The organism is Pseudomonas sp. MONT-RG-20F-20-E-7-02, from assembly GCF_022662395.1.
Lineage (GTDB): Bacteria > Pseudomonadota > Gammaproteobacteria > Pseudomonadales > Pseudomonadaceae > Aquipseudomonas.
Map to the genome: position 1 here is coordinate 346391 of NZ_JAKNQN010000006.1, position 20024 is coordinate 366414.

Here is a 20024-nt window from a genome sequence, read left to right on the forward strand (position 1 = left end):
CAGCCCCTTAAATCCACAACTTCTTGAAGTCACGCCCGCCAAAGATCAGGTTGACCATTGCGCGGGTCACCATGATGGCCGTGAACATCGAGGTAAAGATACCGAGGGACATGGTCACCGCAAAACCTTTGACGGGGCCTGTGCCCATGGCAAAGAGAATCCCGCCGACCAGCAAAGTGGTCAAGTTGGAGTCGAGAATCGCAGTAAATGCCCGGCCGAAGCCTTCGTTGATTGCACGCTGTACGGTCATGCCCGCCGCGATCTCTTCACGAATACGCGAGAAGATCAGTACGTTGGCGTCTACCGCCATACCCATGGTGAGCACGATACCGGCGATACCTGGCAGGGTCAGCGTAGCGCCCAGCAGCGACATCAAGGCCAGCAGCATCACCATGTTGCCCGCCAGGGCCACGGTGGCAATGATGCCGAAGAAGCGGTAGATGGCGATGATGAACAGCGACACGAACAGCATGCCCCACAAGGCTGCGTCGATACCTTTGGTGATGTTGTCGGCACCCAGGCTCGGGCCAATGGTGCGTTCTTCAGCGAAGTACATCGGCGCCGCCAGGCCACCAGCACGCAGCAGCAGTGCCAGCTCGGACGATTCGCCCTGGCCGTTCAGGCCAGTGATGCGGAATTGAGCACCCAGCGGCGACTGGATGGTCGCCAGGCTGATGATCTTCTTCTCTTCCTTGAAGGTTTGCACCGGCACGTCTTTCTCGACGCCGTCGACCACTTGCTTGGTGTAAGTGGTGACCGGGCGCTGCTCGATGAAGATCACCGCCATGCTACGGCCGACGTTGCTGCGCGTGGCGCGGCTCATCAAGTCGCCGCCGTGGCCATCCAGACGGATGTTCACTTCAGGCGTGCCGTGCTGCGAGTCAAAACCCGCCTTGGCGTCGGTCACCTGGTCACCGGTGATGATCAAGCCACGCTCGATCAACGCTGGAGGACGGTTACCTTCACGGAACTCGAATTCTTCGGCAGTCGCGCGGGAAGCACCCGGCTCAGCAGCCAAACGGAATTCCAGGTTGGCGGTTTTACCCAGGATACGCTTGGCTTCAGCGGTGTCCTGTACGCCCGGCAGTTCAACCACGATGCGGTTGGCACCCTGACGCTGAACGATCGGCTCGGCCACACCCAGCTCGTTGACGCGGTTACGTACCGTGGTCAAGTTCTGCTTGATGGAGTATTCGCGGATTTCCGCCAGCTTGGCCGGGGTCATCGCCAGACGCAGTACAGGTTGGCCGTTCAGGTCAGCCGGTACGATGTCGAAATCGTTGAAGTTCTTGCGCACCAGCGCACGGGCCTGTTCGCGGGTAGCTTCGTCAGAGAAGCCCAGCTGGATGGCACCGTTGAGCTGCGGCAGGCTGCGATAACGCACCTTCTCTTTACGCAGCAGGCTCTTCACGTCGCCTTCGTAGACCTTCAGGCGTGCGTCCAGGGCCTTGTCCATGTCGACTTCCAGCAGGAAGTGCACACCACCGGACAAGTCCAGACCCAGCTTCATCGGGTGCGCGCCAATGCTGCGCAGCCATTTTGGCGTGGTCTGTGCCAGGTTCAGTGCAACAACGTAGTCGTCACCCATGGCCTTGCGCACAACGTCCTTGGCCGGCAATTGGTCTTCTGCCTTGGTCAGGCGCAGCAAGCCGCCCTTCGCATCAGATGCCAATGTTGCCGCTTTAACCTGGATGCCCGCGTCGGTGAGCGCTTTGCTCGCGCGTTCCAGGTCAGCCTGATTGACTTGCAGCGAAGTGCTGGCGCCAGTGATCTGGATCGCAGGGTCATCAGGATAAAGATTGGGAGCGGAATAAATAAAACCGATCGCCAGCACCGCCAGGATCAGTACGTATTTCCACAGAGGGTATTTGTTCAGCATCACGCCGCCCGCTTATAACGCGGGGCGCCTTGCGCGCCCCGTCGATTGGTAAAGGTTGTTACTCAGATCGCTTTGAGCGTGCCTTTTGGCAGCGTGGCGGCGATGGCGCCCTTCTGGAACTTCATTTCTACGGTGTCGGAGACTTCCAGAACCACGAAAGCATCGGAAACCTTGGTGATCTTGCCGGCAATGCCGCCAGTGGTCACAACTTCGTCGCCTTTTTGCAGGCTGCCCAGCAGGTTTTTCTGCTCTTTGGCGCGCTTGGCCTGTGGACGCCAGATCATCAGGTAGAAGATGACCAGGAAGCCGACCAGGAAAATCCACTCAAAACCACCGCCCATAGGGCCGGCAGCGGCAGGCGCAGCGGCGTCAGCCATGGCATTAGAGATAAAAAAGCTCATTTAGCACTCCAGTTGCAAATAGTGAATCTTAGGGTCGGAAAACTCAGTCCAAGGGCGGCACAGGGAGCCCGCGCTTGGCATAGAAGGCATCGACGAAGGCGGCCAATGTACCCTGTTGAATAGCCTCGCGCAAACCAGCCATCAGGGCTTGGTAGTGATGCAAATTGTGGATGGTATTCAACATGCTACCCAGCATTTCCCCGCACTTGTCCAGATGGTGCAGATAAGCACGCGAGAAGTTCTGGCAGGTGTAGCAGTCACAGGTGGGATCCAGCGGCGAATCATCATGGCGATGGAACGCGTTACGGATCTTCAGCACGCCTGTATCGATGAACAGATGCCCATTGCGGGCATTACGGGTTGGCATCACGCAATCGAACATGTCCACACCGCGGCGCACACCCTCTACGAGATCTTCCGGTTTGCCAACGCCCATAAGGTAACGAGGTTTGTCAGCCGGCATCAGGCCTGGCAGGTAATCCAGCACCTTGATCATTTCGTGCTTGGGCTCGCCCACCGACAAACCGCCGATGGCCAGGCCGTCAAAGCCGATTTTGTCCAGACCTTCCAGCGAGCGCTTGCGCAGGCTTTCGTGCATGCCGCCCTGGACGATCCCGAACAGCGCCGCGGTGTTGTCGCCGTGGGCGTTCTTCGAACGCTGGGCCCAACGCAACGACAGCTCCATGGAGATACGCGCGACGTCTTCGTCCGCCGGGTACGGCGTGCATTCGTCGAAGATCATCACGATGTCGGAACCCAGGTCGCGCTGCACCTGCATCGACTCTTCCGGGCCCATGAACACCTTGGAACCGTCGACCGGCGAGGCGAAGGTCACGCCCTCTTCCTTGATTTTGCGCATGGCGCCCAGGCTGAACACCTGGAAGCCACCGGAGTCGGTGAGGATCGGGCCTTGCCACTTCATGAAGTCATGCAGGTCGCCATGCTTCTTGATCACTTCCGTGCCCGGGCGCAGCCACAGGTGGAAGGTGTTGCCGAGGATGATCTCGGCGCCGGTGGCGACGATGTCACGCGGCAGCATGCCTTTAACGGTGCCGTAGGTGCCCACCGGCATGAACGCCGGGGTTTCGACGGTGCCGCGCGGGAAAGTGAGGCGACCACGACGAGCCTTGCCATCCGTGGCCAACAGTTCAAACGACATACGACTCATAGTTGTTCCTCAGGGCCCGCTTCTTTAGGAGCAGTCGGCGCAGGGTTACGGGTGATAAACATCGCATCACCGTAGCTGAAAAAACGGTACTCGTTGGCGATGGCGGCTTGATAAGCGGCCATGGTTTCCGGGTAACCGGCAAATGCCGACACCAGCATCAACAGCGTGGATTCCGGCAAATGGAAGTTGGTGACCAGGCAATCGACCACGTGAAACGGCCGGCCTGGGAAGATAAAGATATCGGTGTCGCCGCTGAACGGCTTGAGCACGCCATCACGCGCCGCACTCTCCAGCGAACGTACGCTGGTGGTGCCCACCGCCACCACGCGCCCGCCGCGCGCCTTGCACGCAGCCACTGCATCGACGACTTCCTGGCTGACTTCCAGCCACTCGCTGTGCATATGGTGGTCTTCGATGTTATCCACACGCACCGGCTGAAACGTGCCGGCCCCCACGTGCAGGGTCACATAGGCGCTTTCGACGCCCTTGGCGGCAATCGCGTCCAGCAGCGGCTGGTCGAAATGCAGGCCCGCAGTCGGCGCGGCCACAGCGCCAAGGCGCTGCGAGTACACCGTCTGATAGCGCTCGCGGTCCGCGTCTTCGTCGGGGCGGTCTATATAAGGAGGCAGCGGCATATGGCCGACGCGCTCCAGCAGCGGCAACACCTCTTCGGCAAACTTGAGCTCGAACAACGCGTCATGGCGCGCGACCATCTCGGCCTCGCCACCGCCATCGATCAAGATGCTCGAACCCGGTTTCGGCGACTTGCTGGAGCGCACATGGGCCAGCACGCGATGGCTGTCCAGCACCCGCTCCACCAGAATTTCCAGCTTGCCGCCGGAGGCTTTCTGGCCAAACAGCCGTGCCGGAATCACCCGGGTATTGTTAAACACCATCAAATCGCCTGGGCGCAAATGCTCAAGCAAATCAGTGAATTGACGGTGTGCGAGGGCACCGCTGACCCCGTCCAGGGTCAGCAGTCGACTGGCGCGACGCTCGGCCAAAGGGTGGCGAGCGATCAGCGAATCAGGGAGCTCAAAAGTAAAGTCAGCAACGCGCATGATGGGGTTCGTCTAGCAGGGCCGGGAAGTCTAGCGGAAATAGTGAAAATTGACCATGAAACGTGATTGACCAACGGTAATCTCATCTCTATACTTCGCCGCCATTGAGCCCTGATGGCGGAATTGGTAGACGCGGCGGATTCAAAATCCGTTTTCGAAAGGAGTGGGAGTTCGAGTCTCCCTCGGGGCACCATCTTAAAGAAAGACCTTGAAATTCAAGGTCTTTTTTTTCGCCTGTAGAAAAGTGAGTAAACACAGGCGAACGCAGACGTTGAGGAGCCGGGACCATGGAATTGATGCTGGAAGCTGTTGCGCTTTTTGCTCTCAAGCTGGTGCATGAGACCGAAGGTGCGAGCACGATTCTGCGGGACGATCTGGTCATGGATGGGTATGAGCGCGAGGTGTTTGGGTTGTTGGTGCGCCAAGGGGATCTGGCTGCGATTCAATTCAAGCTTAATGAGTGCATTGCGTTAGCACTGGAATCCTTGGGTGGCGCCGATACCGTCATGGGCCGCGAGCTGCAACGGCTCGCGGAGGACATGCGCCAAGCGTCGACACTTGAGGAACTAAATACCTCACTCAGCCCACTCAAGGATTACTTGAAAGCTATCTTGTAGAGCCCGACTTACCGCCGCCCTTCAACCGCCATACGCACCGCCAACCCCATCAACACCGAGCCCATCACCCAACGCTGTACCACCTGCCAACTCGGCCGGGTGACGAAGAACACCGCGATGGAGCCTGCCATTATGGCAATGACCGCGTTTACGCTCACGCTGATAGCAATCTGCGTAAAGCCCAGGATCAGCGACTGCGTCAGCACACTGCCATGGCCGTTCGGGTCAATGAACTGCGGCAACAATGACAAATACATCACCGCCACCTTGGGGTTCAGCAGGTTGGTCACAAAGCCCATCATGAACAGCTTGCGCGGGCTGTCCTGGGGCAAATCGCGAACCTGAAAGGGCGAACGGCCACCCGGCTTGACCGCCTGCCAGGCCAGGTACACCAGGTACAACGCACCACCGAGGCGCAGCGCGTCGTACGCAAAGGGCACCGCCATCACCAACGCGGTAATGCCCAACGCCGCGCAAAACATATAAACAAGGAAACCCAACGCAACACCGCCCAGCGAAATCAACCCGGCCGTGCGGCCCTGGCAAATCGAGCGGGAAATGAGGTAAATCATGTTCGGCCCGGGCGTCAGCACCATGCCAAGTGAGATCAGGCCATAAGCAAGCCAGCTGGACAGTTCGGGCATGGTGTCGCTCCTTGAATAGTGTGCTGGGCGCCATGGTAAGGCGCTGAACAGCAGCCCGTTAGATACAGATCCACGAGCAAAACGTCATACACACACGCCGGCGGATACCGCCCCCTTCACCCAAGGACAGGCACATGATCGACTTCAACAACAAAGGCTTCTTCAAACTCAAACAAAACAACGAATACGCCGAACGCGTCTCGGCCCTGCTGCTCGACGGCGAAGAAGTGATCGACGCCTATAAAGCCATGCGCGACGGCGTGGTCTTCACCACCAAACGCATCATCGCGGTGAACGTGCAGGGGATTACCGGCAGCAAGAAGGACTTCACCTCGCTGCCATACAAAAATATCGTCGCGTATTCGGTGGAAACGTCCGGCACGTTTGATCTGGATTCGGAACTGGAGATTTACTTTTCGTCGCTGGGGAAAGTGAAGTTTGAGTTCACCGGGAAGACTTCGATTGTGGAAATTTCGCGGATCATTTCCAAGCACCTGCTGAGCTGATCAGCAGGCAAAAAAAGACCTTGGCGTCCCAAGGTCTCTTTTACTGCTTAACGATTTACACGGATGTACCAAGATCAAAATGTGGGAGCTGGCTTGTCGGGTCGCCGCATCGCTGCGAAGACGCCAGCCCAAACACCATCACCTCACCCGCCTACACACCAACAGCCTCCCCCTCCTCCATCACCCCATTCGGCAACATCCCATTCGCCAAATCATCCACCACCGCCTTCGCCATCTCCCCCAAATAATGCGCCGCCCAGGCATAACGGTCCGCGCTCTTGTCCATGGCGGCATCCAGCGCGAGCATTTTGGAACAGTGCAGCAGCTCGGAGGCATGTTCCAGGGCATCGCGGATGGGTACGCCGGAGTTGACGCGGAATAGGCGGTGGAGGTCGGGCTGTTGGCCACAGGTGGAGAAGGTGATGATGCCGAGGGTTTTGTTGAGGGGTGGGTTGATCATTGGGCACCTCCGGGCTGTGTGGAGGTGGTGACGAGGGCGCTGCGAGGGTACGACCTATCAGAAACGCTCATTGCTTAAGCTCCTAATGTAGTGAGCTGCCACGTTCGTTTCTCATGCGAATGGGTGGCAGCTATGCGCGGGCTGAGAAACCGGGACAATAGGAACCCGGCAGACCCGAAGGTCTCCCACGCATAGCCGCCATGACACAGACATACGAGCACAAAAAAGCGCCAACAGTCTAATGGATGGTGGCGCCTATGCGCCTATTGTTTCTCGGATTCTCAAGTCCGGTCGCTGCGTTGGTAGCGACTGCGGGACGATATCTCGAGCAGGTAGAAATGAGAAAGCACGAGTTTGTTGCGGTAGGTTTCTAGGCGCGGAGAGCAGGGAAGACACCGTATAGCCGCTAAAGCCTCAGACTTCACGCATCAAGTGCTTGCTGCTGCCTAGCGCTGCTTCACGACCGATGCCACTATGACACCACCAATAAATGTAGCGCGTAAAGCACGCTCACAGATCGCTCCCAAAAAATCGGATTATGGATATTTTAGATGTCGTTTAAGAACGAAAAATTTTCAACGCGAGAGTGGATTTTCTTAATATTAATTCTACTATTAATTCAATTCCTAATACATTGGCTATCAATGAAATATGGAGGCAGCTCAAGCGCCCTTGGGTATGTATCTTTTGCCGGAACCGTCGTATCTATTCTGCTCGGTCTGATCGCCATCATTTACTCATTCGTCCAATCAATTTCTCAAAGTAGTTCCGCAGTCGAGATACGAGAACAAATCGAGAGACTTATCAGCGCCGGAGAAAAAATAACTGATTCAAAAAATGAAATCCACAAATCAGCCCAAGAGCTTCGCGAAATAACAACTCATCTCGGCGGACAACTTAACGAGAACACTACCGCCACTAATAAGATCACAGACATCCTGTCAGATGTTTCCAAGACCTCAAGCGTTTTTTCAAAGCCCGAAGACAAAACGGATGAAACCTCATACTCGTTATTTAACAGCAATAAAATTTGGTCCAGCATATCTCTAATCATTATAGGGGAAGCTATAAAGCGTTCTTGGTCAGTAACAGATCTAAAAGAAAATATATTAACACCGCTCTCATCCGAACTTAAAATCTCCTTCGACCTTACAGTGGGAATGACTCTTGGCATGTTGTTTTGCCTAGAAAGCGAAGGCTTTATTGAATACTTAAACGATGACGACAACATAAACTCTCCTATCGTCGACGTGGGTGTATTCCAAACTAAGTTAGAGTCTATAATTCGAGTGACACAAGCGACAAAAGCAAAACAATTCACCTGCCTCTGGAAAATAATTAAAAACATCGACTCAAAATAATCACACCCCAAAAATGGCATATCCACCTATCAAAGTGGACTGCCATTCTTCATTGACAATGCTTCAGTATTTTTAACATCCCTTATGCCCACAACTCCAATTTTTTCAAAGAGATTGCTCGTCAACGCCGAGTCTCGGCCCCTTCACATTGGAAATAACTTGATTATTTAGGCGCAAGCTTCCTTTCCTAAAACGATTTTTATCCCCCTCAAACTAACAACCTCAAAATCATTAATTACACGGATACAAACTAACGAAACCCCCATATTAAGAGGCGGATAAACAACTTCAACTACCCATTTGGAAGCCGCCAGAAACAAGCTGACTCTTCCCACACACACCATCGAACAAAGCCGACATCAACCTCTGCGTCCCCCTCGTACGCTCACTCCCTCGCACAAGGAAGTGAGCCCGTCATGCCAGAACGCTCGTACCCCATCACCGAAGAAGACCAACTCAAACGGCGAATCCTGACTCCGCAGCCGAAACGGGAGCCCTATTCGCCGCCGATAGACTTATTCGACCCAACACCTACCCCAGCGCCTACGCCCGCAACGCTTCCCGGCTGCACCTTCGCCAAGCCTTGCCAGCTCCCCGACGGCATCATTCGCTACAACAACCCCACCGGTTACGTACCGCTGGAGCTGATCAAGGACTACGGCCATTTCAGCCTGTTAGGCGGCCGTGAGGTGGACAGCCGAGGCACGGTTGCCCTGCGCAAGATCAGCGGCAGCGCACTGCCCGCTGGCTTGGGGCAGTTGGCGTTGCGTTCGGCGGTAGTGGAGTCTGCAGCTGCCGCCGCTGGCTCTGTAGCCGGTGGCCTGTTGGCGGGGTTGGTGGCGTTGGCTTGGCCGTCTGAGTTGGGCGACAGCGCGCTTTACAGCGAGGAGCAATTGCGTTCGCTGCAACGGGCGCGGTCGCAGATGCGTTTGCATGTGGAGCAGCGTGAGGACGGCACGCTCAAGGGGTATGGGTTTTACACGGGCAACCATGCCGACTGGCAGATGATTGATGTGGTGCAGTTCCAAAGCCGTGGCGATCAGTTTGTGGCGGATTTGGGTGAGGGCGTGGAGCTGATCTGGACGCCTGCGGTTGATCCGGGCGACACGCTGGGTATTCCGGCGTTGGAGGCTGCGCCGCAAGCGCCGGTGATTTGGATTTATCCGCCGACGGAAAAGGCGGCGCAGATTCTGGTGAACCCGGTTTATCCGCCGGAGTATCGGGATTTTATTCTGGTGTTCCCGGTGGAGTCGGGGGTTCGGCCGCTGTATGTGGTGGTTAGCGTTCGGGCTGGGGATCACAAGTACCACAAGGCGCCTAAGGTGCAGCAAATAACCGGTTTTTTGAACCTGACAAAAGCAAAGCCTAAAACTCCAAAACAGGGAGGCGGTGGATTAAGAGAACGTTGGATTGATGAAAAGGGGCGGACAATCTATGAGTGGGACTCACAGCACGGCGAGCTGGAAGCTTATCTAGCAAGTGATGGAAGTCACCTCGGGGCCTTCAGCCATGTAACCGGCGAGCAGCTCAAACCGGCGAAGAAAAAACGAAATATCTCTAGATACTTGTGAGGCTACATGGGACTTAAAGTGAGATTGGAATGGTTCGACAAAACCACGGAATGGTTGGGTGGCGCGGAAGACTCAAAAGACATGGGAGACAACTACTCCATCGTTACAAAGCTAGGGCTTTCGAAGGAGGAGGCAGTCAATAACGGCATGTTTGAACTGCGCCGGGATTGGCTATCGCATGTGCAACCATTCTTCGCTCATGAAATCGCTTTTTCACAGAGCGACTATTTCATAGCACTCGATTACGAAGATGCACAAATGTGACCTCACTTAAGAGAAATAGGATTCCATGCGCAGACTTTCACTCACAAACAAAAAACTCCGCAACATCCCCAGGCACCTCAGGGCCCTAACCCGCTGGGCCAACAGCTTCGAAGGCTGTTTCTACGAAGAGTTACCGCCACAACCCGACTACGTAACCGAAAGAATCCCCGTCATCGAAAATCTTGTTGAGGGCAAACAAACCACACCAGAAATTCAGGCGCACTGTGCTCAACAGTTAATCAATGTCTCAGGCCATCTGCTTGAAGCACGACCAGACGACGCCCCTGAATGCTGGGTTGTCGCCTGTGTCACGGTTCCGGACATGTTCTCTAGCCGAGTCTGTGTCTACACCGATAAAGCTCGCTATCTTGGGCACACTCAACCTTTCGACTATGACTACTTCTGCCAAACCCGAATCACAGGCAGAAGCCTGGCCAAAGAATGGAAACTGACTATCCCCCCAGGGCTTAACGAAGTCGGCTTTCAGTTCATCCACGAGAATGAAGACGGAGATATTTTCGAGTCAGAGCATTGGTACTTCGGCGAGGTCAGCGCGACCGACGACGATCCAGGCGGTGAGCGCTGGAAGTACCAGACCTTCAGGTCCTTCCAAGCGCAGCACCCACATTTGTTCGGCCCGGCCTCTTAGCCCGCCTTCCCCTCACTCCCCGCCCCCTCAACCACCACCCGATTCGCCGGATCCGTCACATCAAACACCTGCTGCACACACCTATCCCCTTTGAACTGAAATTCCACCAGATACACCTTCGCCCGCTCCGGCACGAAGTTGCTGAACACCGGCCCGCAAACGGAGTAAATACCCGGTCGCGAGGCTCTGGCGGTACTGGATACGGTCAGTTCCTTGCCTGGATCGGCCTGAATTTCCAACTGTGGAAAACGCTTGAACCCGGCACTGGCGACCGTCTGGTTGAGTTTGGCGATCCAGTTGAAAACCCGGCCTTCGCCGGTGTCCATCACGGTGCCGAGGGTTTCCATGCGTTGGTCGGCGTCGCCTTCGCGGCGCACCGCGAATTCCACGGGGGCGGTGCCGCCGTAGGCTTTCATCACGACTTTGGCGTGGTCTGCATCCACGGCCACGGTTTTTTGGCGCAGCTGGATGCCGTCCTTGAGCAAGGTGGGCGATGAGTCGCGCTGGTTGGATTGGCAGGCGCACAGGGCCAAGGCGAGAGAAAGCAGCGCGATTCGCTTCACGGGGGATGTCCTTATCGAGGGTGGGTTTGATGGCAGGAGCGGAGTTTAAACGAATGTTGTGTAACGGAGCAGCGATGCGGGCGCTTGGGTTGGGCAGGTGCACCGAGGTGATGCCATCGTAGCCTCGCTGGGGCTCGACAACTCCCACCGTTGAGCCGGGGTCGCTTCAGGTTTGGTTGAATACCAGCCGTGCGCACAAGCCGCCCTGCGCCAGATTGTGCAACGTTAGCCTGCAGCCGATCTTGCCCACAATCATCTCCACAATCGCCAACCCCAACCCTGCGCCATTGGCGTTGTCGCGGCTGTAAAACCGCTCGAACAAACGGCCCAGCTCCGCCTCATCAATCCCCGGGCCTTGGTCTTCCACGCTCAAGTAATCAGCACCGATGACCACCCGTACTTCACTGCCGGCCGGGGAGAAATTGAGCGCATTGGTCACCAGGTTCTGCAACGCAATCGCCAGGGCTACCGGCTCGGTTTGCACCCAACATTGCTCTTGGCCTTCCAGCACCAGCTCCACGCCCTTCTCCATCGCCAGCGGCGTCAGCTCAGCGAGTTCTTCGCGCACCAGTTCCGTCAGTTGCACAGGCTTGCACACGGGGTTGTTCAGTTGCGGTTCGATACGCGCCATGGTCAGCAATTGGCTGCCAATGCGCGTTGCGCGGTCCACGCCACTCACCAGAAAATCCAGCGCTTCGCGCCGTTGCTCTTCAGTGGCGGCGCTTTGAGCGTTTTGCGCGTGAATGCGCAGGATCGCCAACGGTGTACGCAGTTCATGCGCTGCATCCGCGATAAAGCGGCGTTCGCGCTCCAGCAAATCATCCATCTGCACCAACAGCCGGTTCAGCGCGGTTTGCATCGGTTCCAGGTCACTCGGCAGCGGCTTGAGGTGCAGCGGTTGCAAGGTGTCAGTGTTGCGCCCACGAATCGACAGCACCATGGCGCGCAGGGGTTTGAGGCCCCAGCCGATGGTGAGCCAGATCAACACGGCCAGCAGCGGCACGCCGATCAGGGTGGGCCAGAGGGTGTGGCGCACGATGCGCTCGATCAGGTCCTGGCGAATGTCATCACGCTCGCCCACCCAAATCAGCAAACCCTGTTGCGGGTCGGCGAGGAGGAAGGCGCACCAGTCGTTGCCGTTGTCGATGATGTCGTGGGCGCCAAGGGTGGTCGGCGGTGCCGTCAGTACGGGCGCTTCGGCGGAGCGCACCAACAATTCACCGTCGCTGCGCCATACCTGGAAGGTCAGGCGGGTTTCATACGGGTGGGCGACGCCGTCTTCACCGACGCGGCTCATGGCGTGGTCAAAGGCTTGATACAGGCGGTCCCAATCCGCTTCGCCAGGGTCGCGCTGGCGCAAAACACCTTGCAGCAGGCGCGCACTTTGGGCGAGTTGGGCGTCGTAGACTTCTTCGATCTCGTGGTGGCTGTCACGCAGTACGAGCCAGCTGATCAGCGCGTCGCCGAGCAAAATCAACACCAGCACCGGGATGAGGATGCGCGCGCGCACCGAGCTCATGGTTTAAGCGCCAGCACGTAGCCGACGCCGCGCACGGTGCGGATCAGCTCGGTGGATAACTTTTTGCGCAGGTTATGGATCAGCACTTCCAAAGTGTTGCTCTCCACTCGATCCTGCCAGCCATACAGCGCGCGGGCCAGGCGCTCGCGGGTCACGACTTTGCCGGGGCGCACCATCAGTTGGTGCAGCAGTTGGTATTCCATCGGCGTGACGATGATGTCTTCATCCTGGTAGCGCACTTGCTGGGTGGCCGGGTCGAGGCTGACGCCGGCGTGTTCCAGCATCGGTTGCGCGCGGCCCTGGCTGCGGCGCAGCAGGGCGCGCACGCGGGCCTTGAGTTCTTCGACGTCGAAAGGCTTGATCAGGTAGTCGTCGGCGCCAGCATCCAGGCCGGCGATGCGCTCGGCGGTGCCATCGCGGGCAGTGAGGATCAGCACCGGCAGGTCGTGCTGCCCGGCGCGCAGTTGCTGCAGCAGGTCGAGGCCGTCGAGGCGCGGCAGGCCGAGGTCGAGCAGCAGCAAATCGAAGTTTTCAGTACGCAGGGCGTGCAAGGCACTGAGGCCATCGTGCAGCCAATCCAGCGTGTAGCCTTCGGCGCCCAATGCCACGCGAATGCCCTGGCCGAGGGCACGATCATCTTCGACGAGGAGTAGGCGCATTGCGAAATCTCTGTAGGAAACGGCGGCATCATGCCGGGTTCTAGTGCGGGCTATTCCAGTAAAGATGTTACGGCGCATTGCCAACTAAGGTTGCGCTAAGGTTGGTTTTGCACTGTGAAATCTCCCACATCTGCTGAGAGCTTTTCCATGCGCAAAATTCTCCTGCTGTCTTTGATCATCGCCAGCCCCATGGCCCTCGCCGGCCCGCAGTGCACCACCGCCGAGCGCTCGCAGTGGCAAGACGAAAAAGCCTTCCAGGACAAGCTCAAGGCCGAAGGGTACGAGATCAGCAAGTTCAAGGTCACCGACGGCAACTGCTACGAGATCTACGGTTTCGACAAGGACAAGCGCAAGGTCGAGATCTACCACGACCCGGTGACCGGCAAAGCCGTGAAGACTGAGATAAAAGGCTGATGCCAGGCGAAACCCTGCGCCTGTGGGACCCGTTGGTCAGGCTGTTTCATTTGTCTATCGCCGGAGTCTTTATCGCCAACTACTTCTTCAACGAAGCAGGCGACGACTGGCATGTGTGGCTGGGCTATTACGCCATGGCCTGGCTGCTGGTGCGAGCGGTGTGGGGTTTTGTCGGACCGCGCAGCGCGCGTTGGTCGGATTTCTGGCCGACGCCTGCGCGTCTCGGCGCGCATGTGCGTACGGTGTTCAGCGGGCGAGCGCTGCATCGCCTCGGCCATTCGCCTATCGGCGCGTTGGTGATGCTGTTGATGTTGTCGGCGCTGCTGACCCTCGGCATCAGTGGCTTCCTGATGCAGGAAGTCGACGCGTTATGGGGTGCCGACTGGCCGCTGCAAGTCCACGAAACCGCCGCCAATGTGCTGCTGGGTCTGGTCTGTGTGCATGTGCTGGCCGCCGTGTTTGAAAGTATCCAGGTCAAGGACAACCTGCCGTTATCCATGCTCACCGGTCGCAGGAAGCGCCTGCCGGATGAGCGTGCGCAGTAATCCTTTTCTCTGACAGGTTCTCTATGCGCTCCGCCCTACTGATCTGCAGCCTGCTCGGGGTATTCATCGCCGCCTGGCTGAGCCATCCGCCCCATGTGCTGGCGCCGTTTGCCCAGGCGAGCCCGCCCCCCTCGAAGGTCGCGACGGCACCGCAATACACTAGCCGCTTCGTGTCCTCGCAACTGACTGACTTTGTGCACTCATCTTCCGTCACCGCGCTACCCGGCGGCGACTTGATGGCCGTGTGGTTTGCAGGCTCGCGCGAAGGCGCCGCGGATGTGCAGGTGCGCACCGCGCGCTTTGATGCACGCAGTGGTGAATGGGGCGCCGAACACGTGCTGGCCACGCGGGAAAGCACCCGCGACGGCACCCAGCGTTACATTCGCAAACTCGGTAACCCGGTGATTGCACTGGGGCCGGACAAGCGCCTGTGGATGTTTTATGTGTCGGTGTCGGTCGGCGGTTGGGCCACCAGTGCGATCAACGTGATGGTCTCCGATGACCTCGGCGCGAACTGGTCGGCGCCTCGGCAATTGGTCACTTCGCCGTTCTTCAACATCAGCACCTTGGTGCGTGCCGCGCCGGTATTCCACGCCGACGGCTCCATCGGCTTGCCGGTGTACCACGAGTTCATGGGCAAGTTTGCCGAGTACCTGTACTTGAGCGCGGACGGGGCGGTGATCGACAAATTCCGCATCAGCCGTGGCAAGCATTCGCTGCAACCGACCATCGTGCCGCAGGACGGCCAGCGCGCCGTGGCGATGTTGCGTTATGCCGGCGAAACCCATCACCGCGTGCTCGCCAGCCGCACCGAAGATGCCGGGCGAACCTGGAGCGAGCCGTACCCGTTGGAGCCGGCCAACCCCAATTCATCATTGGCGGCAGTGGCCACCGAGGACGACGGTTTGTTGGTCGCCCTCAACGACCTGCAAGACGGGCGCTTCAAGCTCAGCCTCTACGGCACCAACGCGCAGTTCAGCCAATGGCGCACGGTGATCGAGCTGGACCAATCGCCCGACCCGCTCGGCCAGCCCTTCTCCCACGAGGCGTACAAAGAAATCATCGGCGAAAGCTTCCGCGCTTCCAGCGGCGCCAAACGCCTGCCGCTGGAACAACGCTTTTTGAGCAACCTGGACTACCGCGTGTGCAAACCACGTGGTTGCGATTTTGAGTACGAGTACCCGTATTTCAGCCGCAGCCCGGACGGCACGTACCACTTGGTGTACTCGTGGAATAACACGTTTATCAAACATGTCAGCTTCAACGAAGCCTGGCTGGCGGAGCATCTGTGATGGTTTCTGTGTGGCAAGCCCATTTGAGTTTTGTGCTGCTGGGGTTTGTGCTCTTGAGCATGTTTCGGTTTACCACGCCGTGGCGCCCGTGGCTGCTGCCGCTGTTGGTGGTGCTGAGTGTTATCCCGGTGAATGAACTGCCATTGGCGGCGTATGTGCGCAGCTTTACCGATGACCTGGCGATCAGCACGTTGGTGTTGTTGGCGTGGGTAAGCCTGTGTCGATTGGGGGTGGTGCAGCCGCTTGGTCGTCCACAGCAGGTGCAAGTGCTGGTGCTGTTTGGCGTGCTGAGCCTGTTGTTGTACCCGGCCACGATGGGCCTGACGTATTACGACCCCTACCGCTGGGGCTTTAACCCTCGGCCGATGATTGTGCTGGTGGGCGCGGCGGCCTTGTTGATGCTGTGGCTGCGTAATGCGCTGGCGGTGTGGATGCTGGCGCTGGGCACCTTGGCGTTCGCGCTGCGGCTGAAGGCTTCGGAAAACTATTGGGATTACTTGGTGGATCCGCTTTTAACGGGCTACTGCGTAATCGCTGGATTAATGCAATTCAACCTGTGGGAGCGGGCTTGCCCGCGAATGCGGTGGGTCAGGCGGCACATCTGGCACTGAACCAGCGCTTTCGCGGGCAAGCCCGCTCCCACATGGGCTTTGTGGTGTTTTAGAGATCGAGTCGAGATCAAGGATGGCGCGATCAGACACGCTCGCCACTGGATGAATGCAACTCAAACTGTGGGAGCGGGCTTGCTCGCGAATGCGGCGGGTCAGGCGGCATATCTGTGACTGAACCAGCGCTTTCGCGGGCAAGCCCGCTCCCACATGGGCTTTGTGGTGTTTGTGAGATTGAGTAGAGGTCAATGATGGGTGTGTTGCAATCACGCCGCCTGCGCTACGGCGTGGGCGCGATTGGGTTGGTGTTTGCGTTGCTGGCCGCACTGCGGCTGGTGTTTTTAATCAGCTTTTCCGGTCTGGATTTGAACACGCCGGCGCTGCTGGAAACCCTGGGCATCGGCTTGCGTTTCGACTTGCGCCTGGCAGTGTTGATCCTGCTGCCGCTGGCGCTGCTGGCCTGGTTCCCGCGCTGGAACCTCACCACCTCGCCCGCCCTGCGCTGGCTGGCGCGTGGCTATCTGGTGGTGGCACTGGCAGTGGTCGGCCTGGTGTACATCATCGACTTCGGCCACTACGCCTACCTCGGTGTGCGCATCAACGCGACGGTATTGCGCTACCTGCAAGACGCACAGATTTCTCAGCAGATGGTGTGGGAAACTTACCCGGTGCTGTGGATAACTGCCTGTTGGCTGGCAGCCGTGGCTCTGTGGGTATGGGCGTTGGTGTGCCTGGAACGATTGACCCTGGACCGCGAAGCCAAACCCATCGGCAGATGGGCGGTGGCTTCTGTGGCCGTGGTCGGTGTTGTCGCCGTACTGCTGGCGTTGCTGGGCCGCGTGGCCAACCTCAACCTGGAAAACCCGGTGCCGCTGCGCTGGAGCGATGCGTTCTTTTCCGGCAACAGCCAGGTCGCCGCCGTGGGCCTGAACCCGGTGCTGTTTTTGTACGACACGCTCAAGGTCGGCCAATCGCAATTCGATGAAGGCAAGGTGCGCGAGCATTACTCGCAAGTTGCCGAGTATTTGGGCGTTGATCAACCCGATCCCCAGCGACTGAACTTCACCCGCGAGCAAGGCGTGCAGCCCTATCGCCTGCAAGGCGAGCGCCCGCCGAACGTGGTCTTCGTGATGCTCGAATCCCTCGGCACCAGCGCCGTCGGTGCCTACGGCAACCCGCTGAATCCCACGCCGAACCTGGACAAACTGGCGACGCAAAGCTGGTTCTTCAAACACTTCTACGTGCCCGTCACCGGCACCGCCAAAACCGTGTGGGCGAGCATCACCGGCGTGCCCGATGTCACCCGCCAGGAGACCGCCACACGCAACCCGCTGATCACCCGGCAACATACGTTGATCAATGCCTTCGAGGGCTACCAGAAGTTCTACATGATCAACGGCAATGCCGGCTGGGCGAACATCAATGCGCTGATCCGCCAGAGCATCGACGGTGTGCAGCTGTTTGACGAAAGCCACTGGCGCTCGCCACGGGTGGACGTGTGGGGCATCTCCGACCTGGACCTGTTCAAGGAAAGCGACCAGTTGCTGCGCGCGGTGCCCAAGGACCAACCGTTCTTCGCCTACGTGCAAACTTCCGGCAACCACCGCCCGTTTACCATCCCCAAGCACAACGACGGGTTTGAATTAAGCAACGTAACCCTGGAACAAGCCCAGGCCGCCGGTTCGCGTAGTGTCGAGCAATACAACGCCGTGCGCCTGCTGGACTTCAACATTGGCCGCCTGATGGACATCGCCAAGGCCGGTGGCTGGTACGACAACACCATTTTCGTGTTCTTCGGCGACCACAACACGCGGATCAGCCAGATCCCGCACATGGCGCCGGCCTTCGAGCAACTGGGCCTGGAAAGCAATAATGTGCCGATGCTGATCCACGCCCCGGGCCTGCAACCACGGGTGATCGAAGAAGCGGTGGGCCTGGCGGATTTGCTACCGACCGTGGCCGGCATGGCGGGCGTCCCGTTTCGCAATGGCGCGATGGGCCGCGACATCCAGCAGCCGGCGCCGGAAGGCGAACGCGTGGTGCCGCTGGTGCTGCACGAGGGCACGTTCCCGATTATCGGCGGCGTGACCAAGGACTTCCTGCTGCAGATGCAACACGACGGCAGTTCGCCGACCCTGCATGACCTGGCTTCGCCAACGCCGCGCGACGATGTGGCGCAGCAACACCCTGAAGAGTTTCAACGCCTGCAGGGGCTGACGCGCGGGCTGCATGAGAGTGCGCGGTTGATGCTGTTCAGAAACGTGCGCGAGTGATCATTTGGGCTGGAAGGTTTCGAGGTAGGCCAGGATGTTTTCAATTTTTTCCTGATCACTGATGCCCCAGAAGATCATGCGCGTGCCGCTGACCACTTTCTTCGGCGCCTCTATATAGGCGGCGAGTTTGTCGCGGGTCCAGACCACGCCGGAGTTTTTCATCGCGTCGGAGTACTGGTAATCCGTGGTGGTGCCGGCGGGGCGGCCGATGATGCCGTTAAGCTCTGGGCCGAAGCCGCCGCGCGCGCCTTCGCCGATACTGTGGCAACCGCCGCAGGTCTTGCTGAAGAGCTTGCCGCCCGCCTCGGCATCGCCCGCCGCAAAGGCCGGTGCGGTGTTGAGGATCAGGGCGAGGGTCAGTAAGGCGTACTTCATGGCGGGCTCCACGGCAGGTGTTGCGGCGATTATGCCTGTTTGTCAGGAGCGCATGCCCATCCAGATCACCGTTTCGGTCCACGCCGTGACCACCGGCGTGAGCGCCCTGAACCACGGGTCACGCACATCAATCTGCGCGGCCGAGTGGTCATGGTGGTGCTGTTCCTCTTCGACGATGGAAGCAATCGCCGCCACCGCCAACGGGTCGATGTCGTGCAAGGTGTGAAGCTGATGGGCCAGGTGCTTGAGTACCACGCTTTCAACCGCCACCGTGGTGGCGACAATAGCCTTGCGCCCGCAAAGCCCGGTGAGCAACCCCAGCACCAGCCCACCCAGCCCGCAGAGCCAATAACTGCGGCAACGGCGATAACCACGGCGCTGCAACTCGGCCTGGAACACCGCGCGGTGGCGGCGCTCGTGGGACAAGAACTCCTTCAGCTCGGCGACCATGCTCGGGGCAAACCAGCGCGCCATGAACAGTTGGCCGCTGTAGATACAGATCGCACCATGCTCGCCAGCGTGGTCGACTTTGATCATGCGGTTGCCCAGGTTTGGGTCCAGCAGCAGGGCGGCAGGAGCGTTCATGATTGACGGCCTTGTTCGTTGGCCTGTGTTAGTAAGGCCGGTCCTTGGATGGAAAGCGTCGGTATCGTGCAATATGCCCTGCAGAGGCGCAACCCAGACCCTCTAAATGACCATCCATCGCCTCAGAAACATCCAATCGAACCTATCACCGCGCGCCCCACTCCACCTTACTGAACCCTGATGGTGGAGTAAGGATCATGGCTCAGCCATCGATTTTAGTGCTGGAAGACGACGAGATCATTCGCTCGTTAATGGTGGATGTGCTGGAGGATTTCGGGGCGCAAGTGACGTCGTTTCCTTCGGCGGATGAAGGGATGATTTACCTGGAACGCGGCGATGACCCTGTGGATTTGATTGTCAGCGATATCCAGATGCCAGGTTTGCTCAACGGCTATGACCTGAGCAAGGTGGTGGCGCATCGCTGGCCGTCGGTGCCGGTGGTATTGACCTCCGGTAATACCAAACTGGCAGCACAGCTGGGCGGTTCCGTGCGGTTTTTGCCCAAACCGTGGAGTACCGAACATTTGGTCCAGTGCGTGCAAACGGCGCTGAGCCAGCGGGGATCTTCGCTGCATTGATAGCGCCGCAATATCACTTAAAGCGAACTTGA

Annotated in this window: 23 protein-coding genes and 1 tRNA gene; 13 read left to right on the top strand and 11 right to left on the bottom strand. The window is 58.4% G+C overall.

Features of this window, described 5'->3' with window-relative positions:
• Nucleotides 1-7 precede the first annotated feature (7 nt).
• The 4 genes from secD to queA all read right to left on the bottom strand — a co-directional run bounded on the left by secD (nt 8) and on the right by queA (nt 4509).
• On the bottom strand, nt 8-1879 hold the full coding sequence (gene secD, locus L8I05_RS19440) for a protein translocase subunit SecD (RefSeq protein ID WP_159959681.1): 1872 nt from the start codon (nt 1877-1879) through the stop codon (nt 8-10).
• 62 nt (nt 1880-1941) lie between these two features.
• Complete coding sequence (gene yajC / locus L8I05_RS19445) at nt 1942-2280, bottom strand: preprotein translocase subunit YajC (RefSeq protein ID WP_003175975.1); 339 nt, start codon at nt 2278-2280, stop codon at nt 1942-1944.
• Between the two features lie 43 nt (nt 2281-2323).
• Nucleotides 2324-3439 carry a tRNA guanosine(34) transglycosylase Tgt gene (gene tgt, locus L8I05_RS19450; RefSeq protein ID WP_242171181.1) on the bottom strand — a complete coding sequence of 372 codons (1116 nt, stop codon included), beginning with the start codon at nt 3437-3439 and terminating at the stop codon, nt 2324-2326.
• 5 nt (nt 3440-3444) lie between these two features.
• Entirely contained in the window at nt 3445-4509 is a 1065-nt protein-coding gene (queA, locus tag L8I05_RS19455; RefSeq protein ID WP_119736825.1) for a tRNA preQ1(34) S-adenosylmethionine ribosyltransferase-isomerase QueA, read from the bottom strand.
• Nucleotides 4510-4617: 108 nt separating this feature from the next.
• Between queA and L8I05_RS19460 the strand changes: the two genes are divergently transcribed.
• Both L8I05_RS19460 and L8I05_RS19465 read left to right on the top strand, forming a co-directional pair.
• Nucleotides 4618-4702 (top strand) — tRNA-Leu (locus L8I05_RS19460).
• 94 nt (nt 4703-4796) lie between these two features.
• Nucleotides 4797-5126, top strand: a complete 330-nt coding sequence (locus L8I05_RS19465) for a hypothetical protein (RefSeq protein ID WP_242171040.1) — start codon at nt 4797-4799, stop codon at nt 5124-5126.
• Between the two features lie 8 nt (nt 5127-5134).
• Here the strand turns inward: L8I05_RS19465 and L8I05_RS19470 are convergent, their stop codons facing one another.
• On the bottom strand, nt 5135-5770 hold the full coding sequence (locus L8I05_RS19470) for a LysE family translocator (protein ID WP_242171041.1): 636 nt from the start codon (nt 5768-5770) through the stop codon (nt 5135-5137).
• Nucleotides 5771-5904: 134 nt separating this feature from the next.
• On the opposite strand from L8I05_RS19470, the gene L8I05_RS19475 reads away from it, so the two are divergent.
• Nucleotides 5905-6276, top strand: a complete 372-nt coding sequence (locus L8I05_RS19475; RefSeq protein ID WP_053257892.1) for a PH domain-containing protein — start codon at nt 5905-5907, stop codon at nt 6274-6276.
• 151 nt (nt 6277-6427) lie between these two features.
• Here the strand turns inward: L8I05_RS19475 and L8I05_RS19480 are convergent, their stop codons facing one another.
• Nucleotides 6428-6736, bottom strand: a complete 309-nt coding sequence (locus tag L8I05_RS19480) for a DUF3077 domain-containing protein (RefSeq protein ID WP_159959697.1) — start codon at nt 6734-6736, stop codon at nt 6428-6430.
• Nucleotides 6737-7287: 551 nt separating this feature from the next.
• Here L8I05_RS19480 and L8I05_RS19485 point away from each other — a divergent pair.
• The 4 genes from L8I05_RS19485 (at nt 7288) to L8I05_RS19500 (ending at nt 10581) form a co-directional block, all read left to right on the top strand.
• Entirely contained in the window at nt 7288-8097 is an 810-nt protein-coding gene (locus L8I05_RS19485; protein WP_242171042.1) for a hypothetical protein, read from the top strand.
• A gap of 416 nt (nt 8098-8513) precedes the next feature.
• The gene (locus L8I05_RS19490; protein ID WP_242171043.1) at nt 8514-9668 is read left to right on the top strand and encodes an S-type pyocin domain-containing protein; all 1155 of its coding nucleotides are present in this window, start codon (nt 8514-8516) and stop codon (nt 9666-9668) included.
• 6 nt (nt 9669-9674) lie between these two features.
• The gene (locus tag L8I05_RS19495; RefSeq protein ID WP_242171045.1) at nt 9675-9932 is read left to right on the top strand and encodes a colicin E3-like toxin immunity protein; all 258 of its coding nucleotides are present in this window, start codon (nt 9675-9677) and stop codon (nt 9930-9932) included.
• Between the two features lie 25 nt (nt 9933-9957).
• Entirely contained in the window at nt 9958-10581 is a 624-nt protein-coding gene (locus tag L8I05_RS19500; RefSeq protein ID WP_242171047.1) for a DUF3916 domain-containing protein, read from the top strand.
• Here the strand turns inward: L8I05_RS19500 and L8I05_RS19505 are convergent.
• The 3 genes from L8I05_RS19505 to L8I05_RS19515 form a co-directional block, all read right to left on the bottom strand.
• Nucleotides 10578-11144, bottom strand: coding sequence for a hypothetical protein (locus L8I05_RS19505; protein WP_242171049.1), 567 nt, complete (start codon nt 11142-11144; stop codon nt 10578-10580). The genes L8I05_RS19500 and L8I05_RS19505 overlap by 4 nt on opposite strands.
• 166 nt (nt 11145-11310) lie before the next feature.
• A complete protein-coding gene (locus tag L8I05_RS19510) occupies nt 11311-12663 on the bottom strand; it encodes a sensor histidine kinase (protein WP_242171051.1) in 1353 nt (450 codons plus the stop codon).
• Complete coding sequence (locus tag L8I05_RS19515; protein ID WP_177017110.1) at nt 12660-13322, bottom strand: response regulator; 663 nt, start codon at nt 13320-13322, stop codon at nt 12660-12662. Before L8I05_RS19515 ends, L8I05_RS19510 begins: the two co-directional genes overlap by 4 nt.
• Before the next feature lie 147 nt (nt 13323-13469).
• On the opposite strand from L8I05_RS19515, the gene L8I05_RS19520 reads away from it, so the two are divergent.
• The 5 genes from L8I05_RS19520 (at nt 13470) to L8I05_RS19540 (ending at nt 18454) form a co-directional block, all read left to right on the top strand.
• Complete coding sequence (locus L8I05_RS19520) at nt 13470-13736, top strand: PepSY domain-containing protein (RefSeq protein WP_159959721.1); 267 nt, start codon at nt 13470-13472, stop codon at nt 13734-13736.
• Entirely contained in the window at nt 13736-14281 is a 546-nt protein-coding gene (locus L8I05_RS19525) for a cytochrome b/b6 domain-containing protein (protein ID WP_242171054.1), read from the top strand. Before L8I05_RS19520 ends, L8I05_RS19525 begins: the two co-directional genes overlap by 1 nt.
• A gap of 23 nt (nt 14282-14304) precedes the next feature.
• A complete protein-coding gene (locus L8I05_RS19530; RefSeq protein ID WP_242171055.1) occupies nt 14305-15573 on the top strand; it encodes a sialidase family protein in 1269 nt (422 codons plus the stop codon).
• Nucleotides 15573-16184, top strand: a complete 612-nt coding sequence (locus L8I05_RS19535; protein WP_242171056.1) for a hypothetical protein — start codon at nt 15573-15575, stop codon at nt 16182-16184. Before L8I05_RS19530 ends, L8I05_RS19535 begins: the two co-directional genes overlap by 1 nt.
• A gap of 248 nt (nt 16185-16432) precedes the next feature.
• Nucleotides 16433-18454, top strand: coding sequence for an LTA synthase family protein (locus L8I05_RS19540; protein ID WP_242171057.1), 2022 nt, complete (start codon nt 16433-16435; stop codon nt 18452-18454).
• Here the strand turns inward: L8I05_RS19540 and L8I05_RS19545 are convergent, their stop codons facing one another.
• Together L8I05_RS19545 and L8I05_RS19550 are read right to left on the bottom strand one after the other, a co-directional pair.
• Nucleotides 18455-18829, bottom strand: a complete 375-nt coding sequence (locus L8I05_RS19545; RefSeq protein WP_242171058.1) for a cytochrome c family protein — start codon at nt 18827-18829, stop codon at nt 18455-18457. It abuts the gene before it with no gap.
• Between the two features lie 42 nt (nt 18830-18871).
• A complete protein-coding gene (locus L8I05_RS19550; protein ID WP_242171059.1) occupies nt 18872-19414 on the bottom strand; it encodes a demethoxyubiquinone hydroxylase family protein in 543 nt (180 codons plus the stop codon).
• 197 nt (nt 19415-19611) lie between these two features.
• Between L8I05_RS19550 and L8I05_RS19555 the strand changes: the two genes are divergently transcribed.
• The gene (locus tag L8I05_RS19555) at nt 19612-19992 is read left to right on the top strand and encodes a response regulator (protein WP_242171060.1); all 381 of its coding nucleotides are present in this window, start codon (nt 19612-19614) and stop codon (nt 19990-19992) included.
• Nucleotides 19993-20024: the final 32 nt, after the last annotated feature.

Bases quoted from the DNA above. Each gene is read 5' to 3' on its own strand.
- secD (WP_159959681.1), bottom strand. From the start codon at position 1,879: ATGCTGAACAAATACCCTCTGTGGAAATACGTACTGATCCTGGCGGTG.
- yajC (WP_003175975.1), bottom strand. From the start codon at position 2,280: ATGAGCTTTTTTATCTCTAATGCCATGGCTGACGCCGCTGCGCCTGCC.
- tgt (WP_242171181.1), bottom strand. From the start codon at position 3,439: ATGTCGTTTGAACTGTTGGCCACGGATGGCAAGGCTCGTCGTGGTCGC.
- queA (WP_119736825.1), bottom strand. From the start codon at position 4,509: ATGCGCGTTGCTGACTTTACTTTTGAGCTCCCTGATTCGCTGATCGCT.
- L8I05_RS19465 (WP_242171040.1), top strand. From the start codon at position 4,797: ATGGAATTGATGCTGGAAGCTGTTGCGCTTTTTGCTCTCAAGCTGGTG.
- L8I05_RS19470 (WP_242171041.1), bottom strand. From the start codon at position 5,770: ATGCCCGAACTGTCCAGCTGGCTTGCTTATGGCCTGATCTCACTTGGC.
- L8I05_RS19475 (WP_053257892.1), top strand. From the start codon at position 5,905: ATGATCGACTTCAACAACAAAGGCTTCTTCAAACTCAAACAAAACAAC.
- L8I05_RS19480 (WP_159959697.1), bottom strand. From the start codon at position 6,736: ATGATCAACCCACCCCTCAACAAAACCCTCGGCATCATCACCTTCTCC.
- L8I05_RS19485 (WP_242171042.1), top strand. From the start codon at position 7,288: ATGTCGTTTAAGAACGAAAAATTTTCAACGCGAGAGTGGATTTTCTTA.
- L8I05_RS19490 (WP_242171043.1), top strand. From the start codon at position 8,514: ATGCCAGAACGCTCGTACCCCATCACCGAAGAAGACCAACTCAAACGG.
- L8I05_RS19495 (WP_242171045.1), top strand. From the start codon at position 9,675: ATGGGACTTAAAGTGAGATTGGAATGGTTCGACAAAACCACGGAATGG.
- L8I05_RS19500 (WP_242171047.1), top strand. From the start codon at position 9,958: ATGCGCAGACTTTCACTCACAAACAAAAAACTCCGCAACATCCCCAGG.
- L8I05_RS19510 (WP_242171051.1), bottom strand. From the start codon at position 12,663: ATGAGCTCGGTGCGCGCGCGCATCCTCATCCCGGTGCTGGTGTTGATT.
- L8I05_RS19515 (WP_177017110.1), bottom strand. From the start codon at position 13,322: ATGCGCCTACTCCTCGTCGAAGATGATCGTGCCCTCGGCCAGGGCATT.
- L8I05_RS19520 (WP_159959721.1), top strand. From the start codon at position 13,470: ATGCGCAAAATTCTCCTGCTGTCTTTGATCATCGCCAGCCCCATGGCC.
- L8I05_RS19525 (WP_242171054.1), top strand. From the start codon at position 13,736: ATGCCAGGCGAAACCCTGCGCCTGTGGGACCCGTTGGTCAGGCTGTTT.
- L8I05_RS19530 (WP_242171055.1), top strand. From the start codon at position 14,305: ATGCGCTCCGCCCTACTGATCTGCAGCCTGCTCGGGGTATTCATCGCC.
- L8I05_RS19535 (WP_242171056.1), top strand. From the start codon at position 15,573: ATGGTTTCTGTGTGGCAAGCCCATTTGAGTTTTGTGCTGCTGGGGTTT.
- L8I05_RS19540 (WP_242171057.1), top strand. From the start codon at position 16,433: ATGGGTGTGTTGCAATCACGCCGCCTGCGCTACGGCGTGGGCGCGATT.
- L8I05_RS19545 (WP_242171058.1), bottom strand. From the start codon at position 18,829: ATGAAGTACGCCTTACTGACCCTCGCCCTGATCCTCAACACCGCACCG.
- L8I05_RS19550 (WP_242171059.1), bottom strand. From the start codon at position 19,414: ATGAACGCTCCTGCCGCCCTGCTGCTGGACCCAAACCTGGGCAACCGC.
- L8I05_RS19555 (WP_242171060.1), top strand. From the start codon at position 19,612: ATGGCTCAGCCATCGATTTTAGTGCTGGAAGACGACGAGATCATTCGC.